The 17,944-nt window shown below is 48.6% G+C and carries 15 protein-coding genes, 1 rRNA gene and 1 riboswitch; of the genes, 11 read left to right on the top strand and 5 right to left on the bottom strand.

All coding sequences use genetic code 11. From position 1 onward, the window contains the following. The first annotated feature begins 145 nt into the window (after positions 1–145). Both AC6R1O_RS12335 and ubiA read left to right on the top strand, forming a co-directional pair. Entirely contained in the window at positions 146–688 is a 543-nt protein-coding gene (locus AC6R1O_RS12335; protein ID WP_334555586.1) for a chorismate lyase, read from the top strand. Further along, entirely contained in the window at positions 685–1,539 is an 855-nt protein-coding gene (gene ubiA, locus AC6R1O_RS12340; protein ID WP_487902842.1) for a 4-hydroxybenzoate octaprenyltransferase, read from the top strand. The genes AC6R1O_RS12335 and ubiA overlap by 4 nt, the downstream gene beginning before the upstream one ends. A gap of 90 nt (positions 1,540–1,629) precedes the next feature. On the opposite strand, the gene plsB is transcribed toward ubiA, so the two are convergent. Then, positions 1,630–4,068 carry a glycerol-3-phosphate 1-O-acyltransferase PlsB gene (gene plsB, locus AC6R1O_RS12345; RefSeq protein ID WP_500633540.1) on the bottom strand — a complete coding sequence of 813 codons (2,439 nt, stop codon included), beginning with the start codon at positions 4,066–4,068 and terminating at the stop codon, positions 1,630–1,632. A gap of 307 nt (positions 4,069–4,375) precedes the next feature. Here plsB and lexA point away from each other — a divergent pair, with 307 nt between their 5' ends. From lexA to dinF, 3 genes are all read left to right on the top strand, one after another. Beyond that, complete coding sequence (lexA, locus tag AC6R1O_RS12350) at positions 4,376–4,996, top strand: transcriptional repressor LexA (RefSeq protein ID WP_500632159.1); 621 nt, start codon at positions 4,376–4,378, stop codon at positions 4,994–4,996. A gap of 125 nt (positions 4,997–5,121) precedes the next feature. Then, positions 5,122–5,934, top strand: coding sequence for a class I SAM-dependent methyltransferase (locus tag AC6R1O_RS12355; RefSeq protein ID WP_500633541.1), 813 nt, complete (start codon positions 5,122–5,124; stop codon positions 5,932–5,934). A gap of 42 nt (positions 5,935–5,976) precedes the next feature. Next, positions 5,977–7,323, top strand: coding sequence for an MATE family efflux transporter DinF (gene dinF / locus AC6R1O_RS12360; RefSeq protein ID WP_487902845.1), 1,347 nt, complete (start codon positions 5,977–5,979; stop codon positions 7,321–7,323). Positions 7,324–7,403: 80 nt separating this feature from the next. Here the strand turns inward: dinF and sthA are convergent, their stop codons facing one another. Next, complete coding sequence (gene sthA / locus AC6R1O_RS12365; RefSeq protein WP_334555581.1) at positions 7,404–8,804, bottom strand: Si-specific NAD(P)(+) transhydrogenase; 1,401 nt, start codon at positions 8,802–8,804, stop codon at positions 7,404–7,406. Between the two features lie 292 nt (positions 8,805–9,096). Between sthA and fabR the strand changes: the two genes are divergently transcribed. Together fabR and AC6R1O_RS12375 are read left to right on the top strand one after the other, a co-directional pair. Further along, positions 9,097–9,738, top strand: coding sequence for an HTH-type transcriptional repressor FabR (gene fabR / locus AC6R1O_RS12370; RefSeq protein WP_334555580.1), 642 nt, complete (start codon positions 9,097–9,099; stop codon positions 9,736–9,738). Further along, on the top strand, positions 9,738–10,109 hold the full coding sequence (locus tag AC6R1O_RS12375) for a YijD family membrane protein (RefSeq protein WP_500632160.1): 372 nt from the start codon (positions 9,738–9,740) through the stop codon (positions 10,107–10,109). Before fabR ends, AC6R1O_RS12375 begins: the two co-directional genes overlap by 1 nt. Before the next feature lie 267 nt (positions 10,110–10,376). Here the strand turns inward: AC6R1O_RS12375 and AC6R1O_RS12380 are convergent. Beyond that, positions 10,377–11,452 (bottom strand): IS3 family transposase gene (locus AC6R1O_RS12380; RefSeq protein ID WP_500657125.1). Its coding sequence is split into 2 segments (ribosomal slippage): positions 10,377–11,203 and positions 11,203–11,452, totalling 1,077 coding nucleotides; the frame shifts between segments, so codons are not numbered across the junction. Between the two features lie 87 nt (positions 11,453–11,539). Then, positions 11,540–12,649 carry a tRNA (uridine(54)-C5)-methyltransferase TrmA gene (trmA, locus tag AC6R1O_RS12385; RefSeq protein WP_500657126.1) on the bottom strand — a complete coding sequence of 370 codons (1,110 nt, stop codon included), beginning with the start codon at positions 12,647–12,649 and terminating at the stop codon, positions 11,540–11,542. Positions 12,650–12,815: 166 nt separating this feature from the next. Continuing rightward, positions 12,816–13,012: riboswitch (cobalamin riboswitch) on the top strand. Between the two features lie 51 nt (positions 13,013–13,063). On the opposite strand from trmA, the gene AC6R1O_RS12390 reads away from it, so the two are divergent. Genes AC6R1O_RS12390 through murI form a run of 3 tightly spaced genes read left to right on the top strand, consistent with a single transcriptional unit; the run spans position 13,064 to position 16,478 of the window. Then, positions 13,064–14,911 (top strand): TonB-dependent receptor domain-containing protein, encoded by a 1,848-nt coding sequence (locus AC6R1O_RS12390; RefSeq protein WP_500657127.1) that lies wholly within the window; start codon positions 13,064–13,066, stop codon positions 14,909–14,911. A 37-nt stretch (positions 14,912–14,948) separates the two neighbouring features. After that, positions 14,949–15,647: a Dph6-related ATP pyrophosphatase gene (locus AC6R1O_RS12395; RefSeq protein WP_500657128.1), complete on the top strand. Its 699-nt coding sequence runs from the start codon at positions 14,949–14,951 to the stop codon at positions 15,645–15,647. A gap of 30 nt (positions 15,648–15,677) precedes the next feature. Next, positions 15,678–16,478: a glutamate racemase gene (gene murI / locus AC6R1O_RS12400; protein WP_500657129.1), complete on the top strand. Its 801-nt coding sequence runs from the start codon at positions 15,678–15,680 to the stop codon at positions 16,476–16,478. Here the strand turns inward: murI and AC6R1O_RS12405 are convergent. Next, positions 16,435–16,899 carry an RNA recognition motif domain-containing protein gene (locus tag AC6R1O_RS12405; protein ID WP_334555558.1) on the bottom strand — a complete coding sequence of 155 codons (465 nt, stop codon included), beginning with the start codon at positions 16,897–16,899 and terminating at the stop codon, positions 16,435–16,437. The genes murI and AC6R1O_RS12405 overlap by 44 nt on opposite strands. A gap of 565 nt (positions 16,900–17,464) precedes the next feature. On the opposite strand from AC6R1O_RS12405, the gene AC6R1O_RS12410 reads away from it, so the two are divergent. Next, positions 17,465–17,944: ribosomal RNA gene (locus tag AC6R1O_RS12410) — 16S ribosomal RNA — on the top strand; the annotation flags it as partial.

Genomic DNA, 17,944 nt, shown 5'->3' on the forward strand with positions numbered 1-17,944 from the left:
CTTTTCACGATATTCGAAAGGTCAGAGTCTTGTTACAATGTTGCCTCTGTCTGTGATTAAAAGAGGCGTTGAACACTCGATACCGTGGTTAACGTTGTTATTTAAGCTTTATTTTACGATATAAAGCTGACTATTGAATACTAGTATGAATCCATCAACTTCGCATTGTTTGTCTGCCCTACGAGAGGTCGAATGGCATGATCCCGACCAGTTTAGCTTTCCAACGCCGATCGCCAAAGATTGGCTGTTAGAACAGGGCTCATTGTCACGTTTATTGGAATCGTATTGCCAAACCTTAAGTGTCGATTTGCTGCACAACCGCATTGTGTCATCGGAACGTTTGAATGCCCAAGAGATCGCCTTGTTGAGCCACGAAGCGTGTTTGTTACGTAAAGTGGTATTGAAAGGCGATGAGACCGCTTGGGTGCTAGGGCGGACCTTAATTCCTCAATCCTCACTGCAAGAGCAGCATGTTGATTTGACCGCGCAAGGCGAGATCCCACTTGGACTGACCGTCTTTAGCGCCGACAACGTCAAACGTGATGCACTGCAAGTTGGCTGGGCACAGGTCGAGGGAGGCCGTTTATTGGCGCGCCGCTCCCGATTGTGGATGAACCATAAACCCATGCTGGTTGCCGAGCTGTTTCTGCCTACCGCCCCGATTTACACTAAGGAGAGTGTGCAATGAGCGCTTCAAAAGCCATCGCCTATTGGCAACTGATGCGAATGGACAAACCGATAGGGACGCTACTGCTGCTTTGGCCGACACTATGGGCATTGATCATTGCCGGGCAAGGGCGCCCTGATCCTATGGTGCTCATTGTCTTTGTTCTGGGTGTCATCTTTATGCGCGCCGCAGGGTGCGTGATTAATGACTTTGCTGACCGTCGTGTTGATGGCCATGTTAAGCGCACGCAGCAGCGTCCGTTACCGTCTGGGCGCGTGTCGGCGAAAGAAGCGGTCGGTCTGTTTCTTATCTTGGCGGTGGCCTCATTTCTATTAGTGCTGACCATGAATCCGCTCACCATCCAACTGTCGTTTGTTGGGCTGTTTTTGGCGTTCATCTATCCATTTATGAAGCGCTATACCCATCTACCTCAGCTGTTTCTTGGCTTAGCGTTCAGTTGGTCCATTCCAATGGCTTGGGCTGCGCAGGCGAATACCTTGCCGATGATGGCGTGGTTTATTTTTGCCATTAACGCTCTGTGGACGATTGCTTATGACACGCAATACGCCATGGTTGATCGCGACGATGATTTGAAGATAGGCATTAAGTCGACCGCGATTCTGTTTGGTCGCCGTGATAAAACCATCATTGGCGCGCTGCAACTGACCACGCTAGCGATGCTGATTTATGTGGGTGTCTACTATGCGCTTGGCGCGAGTTACTACTGGAGCTTGCTGGTGGTGGGGGCGTTGTTTGTTTTTCAGCAGCATTTGATTCGTCATCGTGAGCGAGACTTGTGCTTTCGCGCCTTCCTTAATAACAACTATGTGGGGTTGAGTGTCGCGATAGGACTGGCGATCGCGTTTTGGTAACCGTTTCGTCACCCTCTTGTTTCGAGCGCTAAGGTTCTCTAGATAGGAGAGGGGATATGCAAAGGGCACGATCATCGTGCCCTTTGTGGTTTATCGCGTCGCATCCACCGACTGATAAATGCTTTCTTGTATGGTCAAGCGTACTTCAGGGTAGAGCATCGAGTAGAGCAATGATGCGTAGGCTTGGCTCTTGTCTAAATCGCAGTTGCCTTCCACATCGAGGTAGCCTTGCTGCTTGAGCGTTGTGAATAACGCCGCAAACACCCCTTTATCGAAGAACTCAGGTGCGTTAATGCCATGCAGTCGACCAAGGCGCTGTGCAATGTCTTGGCTCTGCTGCTCCAAATCGCTCTTGCCTAGTTCTGGGTTGGCTACCAACAAGTTGAGCGCAATTGCGTAGCGCTGCAATGTCTCGCTGATGGTGCGACCAAGCAGGACCAGCACTTGGCTGTTGGCTTGGTTGATGGAGACCTGCTCTTCGTGGTCGATGTTCACCAGGCCTTGGCGCGCAATCTCTTCGATGTAGGACTCGGTAAGTTCATCGAGTCGAGACTCCTCAATACTCAAAAACAGCTCTTGCTTTAAGAACGGGTACACTAAGGCAACGTTTTGTTTGATCTGCTCTAGGCTCATCGCTTGGTGACGCACCAACATTTGGGCAATCAATGAAGGCAAGGCGAGCAGATGGATGATGTTGTTGCGGTAGTAGGTCATCAAAATCGATTGGTTGCGATCGAGTGACACAATCTCGCCCATCGAGTCGGTTTCTAGCACAAACTTATCCAACGTTTCAGAGTGTTGCACTAACGCTTCTGCGCTCTCTGTCGGTACCGTGTAGGTCGATGAGTAAGGCACATTGCGCAAAATCGAGAGATAACAATCGATTTGGCTGACGAGATTATCGCGCGATAACGCTCGCTGCCTTGATGCGAGCAGCGCCGTGGCACACAAGGTCAGCGCATTGGTAGCGGCCGCATCGTTAATGTGGGTCATCATTTTGGTCGCTAGTGTATTGACCACTGGGTTGAGCCACTGTGGCCTAGAAGCGCCCATCGGATCGATATCTTTCGTCCATTCCGGTGCCTGCTCATTGAGGAACTGGTTGAGTGGGATCGGCTCACCAAAGTTGACGTAGCCTTGTCCGAAGTTACGCAGTTTACGGATGGTGCGCAGCACTAAGCTCGCGTTTTCCTTCTCTTTGCGCTTGCCGCGCAGCTCTTTAGCGTACGTCCCCACTTCCATCACGTGCTCGTAGCCGATGTAGACAGGCACAAGCGTCACCGGACGATTGAGTCCACGCAGCATCGCTTGGATGGTCATCGCAAGCATACCGGTTTTGGCTTGCAGCAAACGTCCGGTACGAGAACGCCCGCCCTCAGAGAAGTATTCAACCGAGTAGCCTTTGGCAAACAGTTCAGCAAGGTACTCGCGGAAAATCGTCGAGTAAATTTTGTTGCCTTTAAAACTGCGACGGATAAAGAAGGCGCCGCCGCGACGGAAAATCGGTCCGGCGGGGAAAAAGTTCAGGTTAATACCAGCCGCGATGTGCGGCGGTACCATGCCCTCGTGATACAAGACGTAAGAGAGCAATAGGTAATCCATATGGCTACGATGGCACGGCACGTAGACAATCTCGTGGCCATCTTGAGCGAGCTTGCGCACCGCTGCGGCATTGTTGATGTTCAAGCCTTGATAGATTCGGTTCCACAGCCAGCCCAAAATGCGATCGCCGCTTTTGACCAAGGAGTAAGAAAAGTCTGCCGCGATTTCATCCATGATGTCATGCGCCGCTTTGCGCGCTTTTTCAATGGAAATGTCTTTGGCTTTCGCTTCATCCTCAATCGCTTTCTCAATCGCTTTGGATTTGAGTAAGCGTTGAAATAGTGCTTGGCGACTCGGTAAGTTTGGCCCAGAGGCGGCCAGTTTCTGACGCGAGAAATGAATGCGCGCCACACGAGCGAGTTTGTGTGCAATCGACGAATCGGTCCCATGCGCATCCGCCATATAGCGTAGAGAGACCACAGGGCTGATGCGTACTAAACAATCTCGACCAGAAAACAGCACCGCTTTGGCTTTTTGTGGGCCGTTTAGCGACTGCAAATAAGGCTTATGCGAAGACTCTCGGCCTGGTTTTCGTCCCCACAGCACGGTGGCAGGGATCATCTGAACGTCCAGTTCGCTATCGAATTTGTGCAGTTCGAGCAGCTCAGAAAATAGCGCCACGGATTCGCGAGGCACATCATCGTCTCGGCTCACCACAGTATTGCGCGCCGAGGTGAATACGTAGCGATGGAAACATTTGCCGTTGATTTCTAGCGGCGTTAACGGATCCGGCAAGCCAAGTCTTTGCGTCTGCTTTTGCAGGGCGAGCAAGTCAACACTTGAGCGGTATGGCAATGCGTAGATAATCGGTTTGTCGACATCGATATTGTGATCAGCAATCGGATCGGAAGGAATCGCCGTCCCTTTGACTAAGACTGACAGTGGCAGCTTTAACAAAGATCGCGAGAAAGAGTGTCCAGAAGACATAAAGGTTCTTAGCCTCAAAAATCAAAAGTATGCCAAAGCGCATTTCCACTTCTGTCACGGCCGTTGGGTGTGAGCGTTTGACGCCTCTCACCGAGCCTCCTGAGAAGTGGAAATAAGCCCAAGCGGGTTTTCAGCTGGCAAGGATAGCAGAAACTGGTCAAACCTTTTAACGATAATTGAGCATGAAAGCATCAATGTGAGGTAAATAGCTTAAGCCCGACCAGAAAATAAAATCCGTCATTAACCCTTTCCTTTTTCTCAATACTGGATATACTCACAGTTAACTGTATAAAAAGACAGGTGACTTATGAAGCCCTTAACGCCGCGCCAACAACAAGTTTTTGACCTCATCAGAAGTAAAATTGATGAGACCGGAATGCCGCCAACCCGCGCTGAAATTGCCCGTGAGCTCGGTTTTCGCTCTGCCAATGCAGCGGAAGAGCACTTGAAAGCGCTCGCACGTAAGCAAGTGATTGAAATTATTCCCGGTGCCTCAAGAGGTATTCGTGTGTTGTTGAACGATGCCGCTAATGACGACGAAGGGCTGCCACTGATTGGCCAAGTCGCTGCGGGCGAACCTATCTTGGCTCAGGAACATGTTGAGGCACACTACCAAGTGGACCCGAGTATGTTTAAGCCACAGGCTGACTTCCTACTGCGCGTTCACGGCGAGAGTATGAAAGACATCGGCATTATGGATGGCGATCTACTAGCAGTTCATAAGACACAAGACGTTCGTGATGGCCAAGTGATTGTCGCGCGTGTCGATGATGACGTGACGGTAAAGCGTTTGGAACGTAAAGGGTCAACGGTACTGCTTCACGCTGAAAATGAAGAATTTTCGCCAATCAAGGTCGATTTAACTAGCCAAAACCTGGCGATTGAAGGTCTAGCGGTTGGCATCATTCGCAATACCGACTGGATGTAATTCGACGTCGAGTCCTCTGAGTCAGTCTTGCCTTTGAGAGCAACATCAAGATGCGTTCGCTTGCGCTTGATGTTGCAATTGATATTCATTATCATTTCTTCATTCGCGATAGAGAGATAATGAGCATGGCTTCCCGGCACCACAACGCGCATTCGCGCTATCAAATCCCCGCCAATCTTTTGCAGCCCTTGTGGCTTCGCAGTCGTGAAAGCCTTGTCGATAATGGCTTGGTTTACGATCCTATCGCCGCTAACGCGTGCCGACATTGTGAGTTAGCGCCAGAGTGTTTATCGGGCGATATTCCTCAAAAACAGCTGCTCCATGCGACCATTACACAGCTGTGTGACCTGCAAGTGAAACACTTTATCCAACATAACCCAGACGGCTGGATTATTAATGTTGGCGCTGGGCTGGATACTCGGTTCTACCGAGTCGACAATGGCCGTTGCCATTGGCTCGAACTGGATGTCACCGAAAATCTATTGTGGCGGCAAAAGCTGTTTCATCGCAGTGAGCGCTACCACCATTTATGCGGCAGTGTTACCGATTTGAGTTGGATGTCGTCTCTACCTATCGGGGAAAAATCTCCAGTGATGATTGTGTGCGAATGTGCACTGCTTGATGGCAATGAACGACAAATTGCCCGTTTCATTCAAGCCATGGGGTGTCACTTTGACAGTGCCCGAGCGTGCTTGGTGTTGGCCGGAGACCTAACACCCAGTGCATTGGGGCAGAAAATGGGCTCATCACACTACGCGCACGGTTATAAGTCGGCCGATGAGATGGTTAAACGCATACTACCTTGGGCAAGTTCAGTGAAACTCTTTTCGCCTTTAGATCAGCACTGTCATCGTTGGAAGCTGTGGCAACGATGGCTGAGAAAAATTCATCGCCTCAAGCATCGTTTAACGCCCGTGGTGGTTCAGCTGCGCTGGTGATAAGGTTACACTGGACACATCGTCCTTAAGTGAATTCCTCCCGTGCAGATCCTTGATACCCTTTCCAATCTCTCTCTTCATAAGAAAGTCTTGTGGCTCGCCATTCCTATGGTGCTGTCCAATATCACAGTGCCTCTGTTGGGGCTGGTTGATGCCGCGGTTATTGGTCATTTAGAACATGCGTGGTATTTAGGCGGTGTCGCGCTAGGCACCACCATGATCAGTGTGACTTTCTGGTTGCTCGGGTTTCTGCGCATGGCCACCACAGGTTTAGCGGCCCAAGCGTATGGCGGGAAGTCAGGGCATGGGTTGGCGCTTGTGTTGACGCAAGGGCTCGCGATGGCGTGGCTTTTTGCGCTGCTGTTTCTCATCGTGCATGCTTCAGTGGCCGATATCGTCTTTCAGTTCAGTGAGGCCAGCGAGCAAGTCAAATTTTATGGTGAACAATACTTTTCCATCCGTGTTTGGAGCGCGCCTGCGGCGTTAGCCAATTTTGTGCTGCTTGGCTGGCTGCTTGGAACACAAAACGCAAAAGCGCCCATGTGGATGGTGGTGATCACCAACGCGACCAATATTGCACTCGATCTGCTGTTTGTGATCGGGTTGGAGTGGCAAGTCGAAGGGGCGGCTTGGGCGTCGGTATTGGCCGATTACACCGGTATGAGTTTTGGTTTTTTCTGCGTATGGCGAACATGGCACCAGCAGAACCTACCGCCTATTGGTGATGTGTTGCGTGCCACCACCCGTGGGCTAAGCCGTTTTATCAGACTGAATCGAGATATCTTCCTTCGCTCGCTCTGCCTACAAGCGGTGTTTACCTTTATGACCTTTCAAGGCGCAAACTATGGCGATGAGATTGTCGCGGCCAATGCCGTCTTGATGAGTTTCTTGATGATGATCTCGTACGCAATGGATGGCTTTGCCTATGCAATGGAGGCAATGGTCGGTAAGGCCATCGGCGCAAAAGATCGTCATCAACTGACACAGTCACTGCTGGGCACCTTTTTCTGGAGTCTGATCATTTGCTCCGCTCTGACATTGGCATTTGCTCAACTGGGATCGCCCTTGATCGCAATGATCACGGATATTGAGTCCGTCCAGCAGCAAGCGCTGCACTTTCTTCCTTGGCTGGTGGCCATGCCGTTGGTTTCTATGTGGTGTTTTCTACTCGACGGTATTTTTGTCGGCGCGACGAAAGGAAGAGAAATGAGAAACAGCATGTTTGTCGCCACCTGTGGGTTCTTCATTCTATTCTGGCTGTTTGAGGCGTTGCAAAACCACGCGCTTTGGTTATCGATGCTCTGTTTTATGGCCGCGCGAGGCATGGCATTAGGGTGGATTTTGTATCGCCAGTGGCGAGCGGGCGCGTTCTTTCCTGAGTCGATTTGAGGGCATGGCGGCGAAGAAAAAAGACGGCGCCAAGCAGAGCCTGACGCCGTGTCGAATGAGATGAAAGTCGCGAGTAAGGATTAAAACAAGCGATTCAAACCGTTGAGGGCGGCCACGCGGTAGGCCTCCGCCATGGTTGGGTAGTTAAAGGTGGTATTGACGAAATACTCGATGGTATTCGCTTCGCCTTTTTGTTCCATGATGGCTTGCCCGATGTGGATGATCTCAGCCGCTCGCTCACCAAAACAGTGAATGCCTAAAATCTCTTTAGTTTCACGGTGGAAAAGGATCTTCAAACTGCCAATATCTTTGCCTGCAATCTGGGCGCGAGCCAAATGTTTGAACGACGAGCGTCCAACCTCATACGGGACTTTCGCCGCTGTCAGTTCTTGTTCAGTTTTCCCCACAGAGCTGATTTCAGGGATGGTGTAAATGCCGGTTGGGATATCATCAATCAAGTAGCCATCCGCTTGACCTTTGGTAATGGCCTGCGCCACAAATCGGCCTTGGTCATACGCCGCACTGGCCAAACTTGGATAGCCAATCACATCACCGACCGCATAGATGTGCTCAACTGGCGTGCGGTAGTTGGTGTCCACTTTCAACTGACCGCGCGAGTCGGCTTCAAGCCCTACCGCGCTTAAGTTGAGCTTGTCGGTATTGCCGGTGCGGCCGTTGGCGTAGAGCAAACAGTCGGCGCGCATTTTCTTACCCGATTGGAGGTGGACGATCACGCCGTCTTCAGTGCCCTCGATCTTCTCGTAGGTTTCATCGTTGCGAATCACCACGCCGCTATTCCAGAAGTGGTAGGAGAGTGCGTCAGACACTTCGTTGTCCAAAAAGGACAGCAAGCGATCACGTGTATTGATGAGATCGGTTTTTACCCCAAGCCCACGGAAGATAGAGGCGTATTCACAGCCGATCACGCCTGCGCCGTAGATGATGATGTGGCGCGGGTCGTGTTTCAGGCTCAAAATAGAATCGCTGTCGTAAATACGCTCGTGGAGGAAATCGACATCCGCCGGTTGGTAGGGGCGTGAGCCTGTCGCAATCACAAATCTGTCGGCGCTGTAGGTCTCTTCGGTGCCATCGCTTTGCATCACCGCGATGGTGTATTTATCCACAAAGCGCGCCGTACCAAAAATCAACGAGCATTGGTTGCGATCATAAAATCCCTGGCGCAATCGAGTTTGTTTGTCGATGACCGACTTAGCATGACCAAGAATGTTGGAAAAGGTCGAGTGTAAGCTGCTGTTATTGTGGCAAAACAGCGGGTTGTTGTTGAATTCAATGATTCGGCTAACCGCGTGACGCAGCGCTTTGGAGGGGATGGTGCCCCAGTGTGTACACCCGCCACCGACACTGCTCTCTTTCTCTACTATCGCGACGTTGAGCCCCGCTTTGGTCAATCCCATAGCCGCCCCTTCACCACCAGGGCCACTACCTATTACGATCACATCAAAGTGGTTGCTCTGAGCCATAGTTTTATCCTTGTTATAGAGTGTTAACATTGCTGTAGCGAGATTTTAACTGATTCCAAGAGGCAAAGAAAAAAAAGCGACTGAGAGAGTCGATGAGATCACGAGAATAGAGTGCGAGAAGTGAATCTTCGGCCTGGCGCACAGGATAGGCGGGCAAGTGAGAGGGAATTTTGCCTTCAATTAAGCGGGCGTGTTTTAATAGCGATTCTTCACTAAACAACGAATTGAGGTTATCTCCGTAAGCCAATCGTTGTATATTGACTGGCATTGAGGTTAAACACAGATACCAACGATGAAATCCATGGGAATACGCGCACAACAAAAAGAGAAAACTCGTCGCTCATTGATTGATGCGGCCTTCAGTCAATTAAGTGCTGATCGGAGTTTCTCGAACCTGAGCTTGCGAGAAGTGGCACGAGAGGCCGGGATTGCACCGACGTCTTTTTATCGCCACTTCAAAGACATGGATGAGTTGGGATTGACCATGGTCGATGAAGGCGGCTTGTTGCTGCGTCAGTTGATGCGCCAAGCGCGGCAGAGAATCGTCAAAGAAGGCAGTGTGATTCGCACCTCGGTCGAGACGTTTATGGAGTTTATCGCAAGTAGCCCCAACGTGTTTCGTTTGCTACTGCGTGAGCGCTCCGGAACGTCTTTTGAGTTTCGTACTGCGGTTGCCCGAGAGATGCAACACTTCTGCGCCGAATTGACCGAGTATTTAATCAGCTCAGGCATGTCTCGTGAAGAGGCGTTTACCCAGGCACAAGCGTCCGTGACGCTGGTATTTAGCTCTGGGGCCGAAGCGTTAGATCTAGACAGACGTGAACGCGATGAACTGGCCGAGCGTCTGATAATGCAGTTGCGAATGATAGCCAAAGGGGCTTATTGGTATCGCAAAGAACGTGAACGTAACCGATTAAAAGGTGGGATAAACTAATGTCGAACGAAACAAACCCAGTCGATCGTGGTTCTGAAAAGAAAACCCTCATTTTGGCATTAATCGCAGGTATGTGCGGTGATGCCATGTTGTCTTGGTTGACGATGAGTGAGGTCTCTTTCTCTATCTTTCCGTTGATCGCTTTGGTGCTCTCCTTACAGGCCTTGTACCAAGAGTATCTCCGTCATCCGGTATCCGAGGATATTCCTCTCGTCGGACTCGCGTGCTTTTTCGTCGGTGCGTTTGGTCACTCCGCATTTGTGAAAGCGCAATACCCAGAGGCCGGTTCAAACTTCTTTTCGATCATCGTCTCACTCTTGTTGCTGCTGTGGATCGGTAAAAAGCTCGGCTACATTGGCGCCGAGCGATAAGTACGCGACCACACATTCCTAAACAACAAACGAGCCCTAAGGCTCGTTTGTTCATTTAAGGGGCTAGTCTTTTTTCTCAAGCATCACACCCGCTTCCATGTGGTGGGTAAATCGAACCTTTAATCCGTCAAAGTTTATAGAGTTATATTCCTTGAACTTAAACTTATGATTTTTATCGATTTTAGTAATCGTATTGTCCGGTGAAGTCCAAAGCCGTATGACCTTTCCCCGAGATTAATACCACCGCCTCGATGAAGTTTCCCACGTTTACGCCACTTGATTGGCATAATCAATTGGCGACATATAATTTAGAGAGCTATGTGGTCGAATATGGTTGTAGTGCTCTCTCCATAGATTTATTTCGTAACGTGCTTCATCCAGAGTGCGGAACCAGTGTTGATTGAGACACTCATTTCTGAACTTGCCATTTAGGCTCTCCACAAAGGCATTTTGAGTCGGTTTACCTGGTTGAATAAAGGCGAGTGTTACCGACGTTGTCTTTGACCAAAAGAACATGGCTTTGCTGGTAAATTCCGTCCCGTTGTCGCAAACAATGTTATCTGGCTTGCTGCGCACCTCGGTTAGTTGAGTTAAAAAACGGGCAACTTGTTGGCCACTGATTGATAGGGACACCAGCTGCCCAATGAGTTCTCGTGAAAAATCGTCAACGACATTGAGCATACGAAAACGTCTACCATTGCTCAATTGGTCAGAGACAAAGTCCATCGACCAGCGTTGATTGGCTCTTGTGGGTGAATTCATAACTAGTCTCGGGCGCTGTAGCTTTTTGCGCTTCTTCGTTCTGACTTGCAGTCCTTCCTCAGTGTAAATACGATACGTGTGCTTCTTATTCACAACTAAGCCCTCTGCTTTTAGTAAACTGTGTAGCATCAGATAGCCATAACGGGAATATTGAACGGCTAACGCTTTTAAACGTTCTCGTAAGGCCCTATCTACAGGGTTTTTAGCTTTGTATCGAAACGCCGTTCGACTCAAACACGCAAGCTTACAGGCCGCTCTTTCACTCAGTCGGTGAGTGTCAATAAGGTATCGAGCAATAAGCTTTCGAGAAGATGGCGTTACCACTTTTTTGACACAACATCCTTCATTGCTTCGACTTCGAGCAACTTCTCCGCGAGGAGCCGCTTAAGCTTATTGTTCTCAGATTCAAGCTCTCTCAGCCTTTTGGCCTCATTCACTTCTAGCCCTGCATACTTGCTGCGCCAGTTATAAAAAGTGCCCGATGATATCCCCATGTCGCGACAGATGTCGTCAACCTTAGCGCCAGCTTCATGCTGTTTAATCGCCTTGATGATTTGCTCTTCCGTGTATCGCTTTTTCATTTTGAGATCTCCATTAGTTCTAGTGTATTAGAAATCTCATCAAAGTCATGGTGTTAATTTAGGGGAAAGGTCAAACATTACGAGCCCTTATTTAATGCGCTCCAGCATCACGCCCGCTTCCATATGGTGGGTGTAAGGGAATTGGTCAAACAGGGCGAATCGAGTGATTTTGTGCGTTTGTGATAACACGTCCAAATTCTCTTTGAGCGTATCAGGGTTGCATGAGATGTAGACGATGCGTTGATAGTTTTGCACCATCTTACAGGTATCGATATCCATGCCTGAGCGAGGCGGATCGACAAAAATGGTGTTGCAGTTATAGCTGCTTAAATCCACATTGGCGTCTTTTAAGCGGCGGAATTCTCGTTTGCCTTCGATCGCTTGAGTAAACTCCTCGGCTGACAATCTGAGGATCTGTACGTTGTCTATGTTGTTAGCGGCGATGTTGTACTGCGCAGACTCAACGGAAGGTTTGGCGAGTTCGGTCGCTAATACACGGTCGAAGTTTTGTGCCAGTGCCAGTGAAAAGTTGCCGTTACCGCAGTAGAGCTCAAGCAGATCGCCTTGGCTCTCTTGGGTGCAGTCGACGGCCCATTCCAGCATTTTTTCTGCTACTTTACCGTTAGGCTGCGTAAAGCTGTTTTCGACCTGCTGGTAAACGTAAGGCTGGCCGTTCACATCCAGTTTCTCTACCACATAATCTCTATCGAGCACGATCTTCATTTTACGCGCACGGCCAATCAGGTTGAGGTTGAACCCTTCGTCATTTAAGCGTTGCTTTAGCGCTTTTGCTTCCACTGTCCAGGCATCATCGAGCTGACGATGGTATAGCAGCGAGACCAAGATTTCGCCGCTCAGCGTCGAGAGAAAATCGACTTGAAAGAGCTTGCGGCGCAGTGTGTCGTTATCTTTCATTGCTTCGAGAAGCAGCGGCATTAAGTCATTGATAAGACGACTGGCCGCCGGAAACTGATCGACGCGGTACTTTTCACGAGTCTCTTGGTTAAACATGATGTAATAGAGATCATCCCCTTCGTGCCACACGCGAAATTCGGCGCGCATGCGATAGTGCTGCTCTGGAGATTTGAACACTTCCAACTCAGGCGCCTCGTAACTGGAAAACATCTCGGTCAAACGAGAGATTTTGTCATCGAGTTGCTGCTGGTAGTGCTGCGGGTTTACATCAAGAGTCGCCATGAATAGTACCTTTGGGGTGATTGCCTGGGTGGTGTTTGCCATTTAAGAGCGCAGATTTTATTCAATCCCCGTCTGATGTCCAGTCTTGGTCGCGAAACGGGCGTAATGCGCACTGTAAAACTATAGCTTATAGCCATCTATCACTAGACAAATACCGTCAGGCTCAATACTATGCCTTCAAGCTGGTGCTATCTAGATGTATAGATGGCTGAAAAGGGAATCTGGTGTAAATCCAGAACTGACGCGCAGCGGTAAAAGAGAACGACCCCTCAACACGACACTGCACCACGGGAGGTGTGGGAAGTCGAGGCAGTAGGCCAACAGCTCTTAAGTCCGAATACCTGCCAGCAGCTGAGTTCCATCAACGGCATCCGCCAGAACTCAGTAGGATTTACGCGATTTAGGAACAATATAATGAACAAATCTATTCTAGCGATAGCAGTGGCATCGCTACTTCCTGCTACCTCGAGTTTGGCCCAAGAAGTTGCAGCTGATGAAACCATGGTGGTGACGGCGAATCGTTTTGAGCAAGTTGATGGTGCCGTATTAGCCCAAACGGTAGTCGTCACCAAAGAAGACATTTCCAAACTTCAGGCAAATAGCTTAGTGGATGTTTTTCGAACTCTACCCAGTGTTGAGGTTGCCCAGTATGGTGGACGTGGTCAAAACGCGTCATTCTTTGTTCGTGGAGGCAGCTCATCTCAAGTTTTAGTGCTAATGGATGGTACTCGAATGCCGAGAGCTATGATGGGAGGTGTGGATTTCAACTCTTTACCTGTCAATTCCATTGAAAGAATTGAGTTTATACGTGGTGCCCGTGCCTCAATCTACGGTTCAGAGGCAATCTCGGGTGTCATCAACATCATTACCAAAGCTGACGTAAATGAAAACGCAGTGAAATTATATGGCGGCTTTGGAACAAATAATCACTATGTCACTTCTTTAGCAGCTCTGCATAAAATCGATGAAAACCAACATATAAAAGCCGTGGTTGGATATGAGAAAAATGACGGCTTTAATGTTAAACCTGTAGCCGGGGTTAACGATGGCGATGAGCATGGTTTTGAGTCATATAATGTCAATGTTGGCTATCAAAACAAATTGACTGACACCGTCCGTGCTTTTGTCAATGTCGTTGCTTATGACAACGAAGGCGAGTATGACAATAGTTATGCCGCGTCTCAATGGGGTCCTGCTACCCATGAAAAGAAAATGGGTCGAGTTGAGTTTCGTTCAGTTAATACAAATCTTGCTTATGATAAGGGTAATCTAAGCTCCTCTCTGGATCTGACATATGCAGAGCAGGATAACTACGATTATGTTGTGGGTGAGGGTAAGAAAAGCGGCGCAATTGTTTCAATTAACCAAGTTAATGCTGCATGGCTAAACTCTTATCGTGTTAATGAACAATTTTCTGTGGGTGGCGGCTTAGATTATCGCCGTGAAAAGTTGGACGAGGGTTACACTGGATTTGGCTATTATCAGCCAGAAGAAAACCCGCGTGAGAACTATGGTATCAGCATCATTGGTCAATACACATTAGACAGTTGGACTTTGGAAGCGAGTGCTAGAAATGACGACAATAGTCAGTATGGCAATAACACGACTTGGCAAGCGGCGGTGGGTAAGGTTTTTCTTGAAAATTACGAAATCAAAGCAAGTCATGGGACTGCTTTTAGAGCGCCGACCTTTCTAGATTTGTATTACCCAGGTTATGAAGCGCCTAACCTAAAGGCAGAAGACTCTGAAAATACAGAACTAACGTTGGAAGGTTCTCACTCTTACTTAGATTGGTCTGTGACAGGTTACATCAATAAAATTAACAACATGTTGATGTGGCAAGGATCGGGCATGACCAACATCGGTGAAGCAGAAATTAAAGGTATTGAACTGGGGTTAGGCTTTGACACCTCAATCGTTACGCACCAGTTTTACTTAGATTGGAAAGATCCAGTAGATAAGTCAAATGGTAAAGAACAACAGTTAGCGTACCGTTCTAAACAGGGCGCGAAGTGGAACGCTTTTGCTGAATTTGGTGATTGGATCTTTGGTTCTCAGTACCTGTATCAAGGTGAGCGTTTTAATGGCGATACACGATTAGCTAGCTACAGCCTCTGGAACTTTACGGCTGAATATGCAGTTTCGCCAGATCTCAAGTTAAAAGGTAAGCTGAGCAACGCATTTGATAAAGAGTATGAAATGTACAGTGGTTACGCGACACCAGGGCGTGAATACTTCGTGTCCGCCTCTTACCAATTCTAATTAACCCCCTAAACCGCCCTCGGGCGGTTTTTTCTTATTGGGCATATCAATGAAAAAGAAAGTCGTTATAAGTTGGTCGTCAGGCAAAGACTCTACTCTAGTCCTAGAGCGTTTGATTGACAGTTCCGAGTATGAAGTTGTAGCTCTCTATACGACCTATGTCAAAGACGAAGTCCCTTTTCAAGCGACGCCGCTGTCTGTCGTCCGTATGCAAGCACAATTGCTCGGTTTGCCGCTGATTGAGATTGCTTTGCCAGAGGTGTTCCCAAGTAACGAGATCTATCAGCAAAGCATCGTCGACGGCTTACGCAAGAGTGGGTTAGCAATAGACTCTGTCGCATTCGGCGATATGTTTTGCAATGGTATCGCCGACTATCGGCGAAGCTATATTGAATCTGCGGGATGGGAGTGTGTCTTCCCTCTCCTTGGAGAGAGCAGTCAAGCGTTGGCCAAAGAGATCATCGACAGAGGGATACAAACCTTAGTGGTCACAACGGATGCCGAGCAACTTATCCCGGACTACTGCGGCCTTTGGTACAACTCAGCGTTCCTACAATCACTACCCGCGGCGGTGGATCCGTGCGGAGAAAATGGTGAATTTCATACATTGGTGACACAAACAAGAAGCTATCAAGGTGAGATAGCGCTGGCGTTGACGCACCAAGAGCACGGAGAGCGCTTCTCACATCAACGTTATCAAGCCTCGATATTGCCAATCGATGCAGAGCGAGTATGATCAGCGCATCTTATTGTGTGGAAGTCGCTTGTGTTCTCTCAGCCAAATGTTCTAATTTTTGATTCCGGTGTTGGTGGGCTTTCTGTCTATCAAGAAATCGAGGCGATCCTTCCCCAATTCAACTACTACTACGTTTTTGATAATGAAGCGTACCCTTACGGTGAGCTAGAACACAGTGTGTTGATCGATCGCGTAAAGCAAATCGTGTCGCAATGCGTCGAGCGGTTTCGCATCGATCTAGTGGTGATTGCATGCAATACGGCGAGCACCATTGTGCTCCCTACACTTCGTGCCCAGCATACTATTCCTATCGTTGGCGTTGTGCCGGCGATTAAGCCGGCGTCAAACATGGCCAATAAAGCCGTCGGGTTGATTGCGACGCCAGCGACGGTGACGCGAGAATATACCCATGACCTCATTCGCAACTTTTCTCAGAGTAAACCTGTCGAAATGCTAGGCTCGACAAGGCTGGTGGATATGGCTGAAGAAAAGCTACGTGGGCAAACGGTAGTACTGGAAGAGTTAGAGGAAGTGCTGCTGCCAATCAAAGGTCACATTGATGTTGCCGTACTAGGCTGTACCCACTTTCCGCTCATCAAAGATGAGATCCAACAGGTGCTCGGTGATGGCGTAATCCTAGTGGACTCCGGTCAAGCTATTGCGAGACGCGTAAAACAGCTGCTGGGTCATGAATTAGAAGCGAGTGAGAAGGGCAAGCGGGAGATTTACTCCAGCGCTCCCCCTTGGCAGGAAGAAGCGCTGAACAGAAAACTGCAGAACTTAGGGTTTACTCCTGTTCAGAGTTCTCTGATTGAGATTTTGGATCGTTAGCAATCCTCACCTTTAAGGTACGCTGAAGATAGTCTTTATCATTCAGCGCATCGATTGCGGTTTGCGCGTCGTTGGTGGCCATTACCACAAAACCGAAGCCACGGCGCTTTCCTGTCCTTTTATCCTTCATTAATCGAACGGCAAATACCTCACCATGTTGAGCAAACAACTCTTTGACGTGAGATTCGTTTGCTTTGTATGGAAGGTTACCAACATATAAGGTCTTGGTGGATGGATCGCTGACTGGTTCTGGCTCTGAATCGGTATTCGAAAATTTAAAAACAAAAGCGCAAGCAAAAACACCGATAACAAAAGTCAACGCAGAAGATAGCTCTTTTCCTTGTGATTCAATAAAGAGAAAGAGCATGCCACCCAATACCGCCAAGGCTACCATCAGAATGGTTGATTTATTTGAACTCATATTGGAATACAACTTTTTGGTTGAGAATAAGAAAATCTATTATTAACAAAATAGATACAGGCATATTACGTATAAGGTTATTGTTTTTCCAACCTATTGATGTGACGTGTCTCAAATGTTGAAATTTTATTCTATTTTCATCGGTTTGATTTAATTTTGAGCAAACAGAAAATAAATTGAAAATAGTGCTTGTCTTCCTTTCAGACCTCCCTATAATGCCGCCTCACCGACACGGAGTGAGACGAAAGTCACAAACCGAATCGGGTTCAGAAAAATTAAGCGAATAAAAAAGCTTGACTCTGAAAACGGGAAGCGTAAGATACGCACCCCTAGCAGCGAGACGCAAAAACGACATCGCACTAGATGCTCTTTAACAATATAAACCTATCAATCTGTGTGGGCACTCGTTGATGATAATCCAATTAGATACCTTGGTATCAAATTAGGTTTCAATGAACTGAGTGACCATTGAATCTTCGGATTCAGCACAGTCAATTCAAGTTTTCTAGGAACTAGCTTCTAGTCACTAGGAACTTATCAGTATTCATTGAGCCGACAAAATCTTAAATTGAAGAGTTTGATCATGGCTCAGATTGAACGCTGGCGGCAGGCCTAACACATGCAAGTCGAGCGGAAACGAGTTAACTGAACCTTCGGGGAACGTTAACGGCGTCGAGCGGCGGACGGGTGAGTAATGCCTGGGAAATTGCCCTGATGTGGGGGATAACCATTGGAAACGATGGCTAATACCGCATAATAGCTTCGGCTCAAAGAGGGGGACCTTCGGGCCTCTCGCGTCAGGATATGCCCAGGTGGGATTAGCTAGTTGGTGAGGTAAGGGCTCACCAAGGCGACGATCCCTAGCTGGTCTGAGAGGATGATCAGCCACACTGGAACTGAGACACGGTCCAGACTCCTACGGGAGGCAGCAGTGGGGAATATTGCACAATGGGCGCAAGCCTGATGCAGCCATGCCGCGTGTATGAAGAAGGCCTTCGGGTTGTAAAGTACTTTCAGCAGTGAGGAAGGTGGGTGTGTTAATAGC

It is taken from the genome of Vibrio sp. R11-SG3-ISO3-SZ (assembly GCF_059834345.1).

What these genes read in the sequence shown, in the direction of transcription:
- trmA (WP_500657126.1), bottom strand. Translation starts at nt 12,649, where the DNA reads ATGGCGACTCTTGATGTAAACCCGCAGCACTACCAGCAGCAACTCGAT.
- AC6R1O_RS12375 (WP_500632160.1), top strand. Translation starts at nt 9,738, where the DNA reads ATGTCGAACGAAACAAACCCAGTCGATCGTGGTTCTGAAAAGAAAACC.
- sthA (WP_334555581.1), bottom strand. Translation starts at nt 8,804, where the DNA reads ATGGCTCAGAGCAACCACTTTGATGTGATCGTAATAGGTAGTGGCCCT.
- plsB (WP_500633540.1), bottom strand. Translation starts at nt 4,068, where the DNA reads ATGTCTTCTGGACACTCTTTCTCGCGATCTTTGTTAAAGCTGCCACTG.
- AC6R1O_RS12355 (WP_500633541.1), top strand. Translation starts at nt 5,122, where the DNA reads ATGGCTTCCCGGCACCACAACGCGCATTCGCGCTATCAAATCCCCGCC.
- ubiA (WP_487902842.1), top strand. Translation starts at nt 685, where the DNA reads ATGAGCGCTTCAAAAGCCATCGCCTATTGGCAACTGATGCGAATGGAC.
- AC6R1O_RS12335 (WP_334555586.1), top strand. Translation starts at nt 146, where the DNA reads ATGAATCCATCAACTTCGCATTGTTTGTCTGCCCTACGAGAGGTCGAA.
- AC6R1O_RS12405 (WP_334555558.1), bottom strand. Translation starts at nt 16,899, where the DNA reads ATGAGTTCAAATAAATCAACCATTCTGATGGTAGCCTTGGCGGTATTG.
- fabR (WP_334555580.1), top strand. Translation starts at nt 9,097, where the DNA reads ATGAAATCCATGGGAATACGCGCACAACAAAAAGAGAAAACTCGTCGC.
- AC6R1O_RS12390 (WP_500657127.1), top strand. Translation starts at nt 13,064, where the DNA reads ATGAACAAATCTATTCTAGCGATAGCAGTGGCATCGCTACTTCCTGCT.
- lexA (WP_500632159.1), top strand. Translation starts at nt 4,376, where the DNA reads ATGAAGCCCTTAACGCCGCGCCAACAACAAGTTTTTGACCTCATCAGA.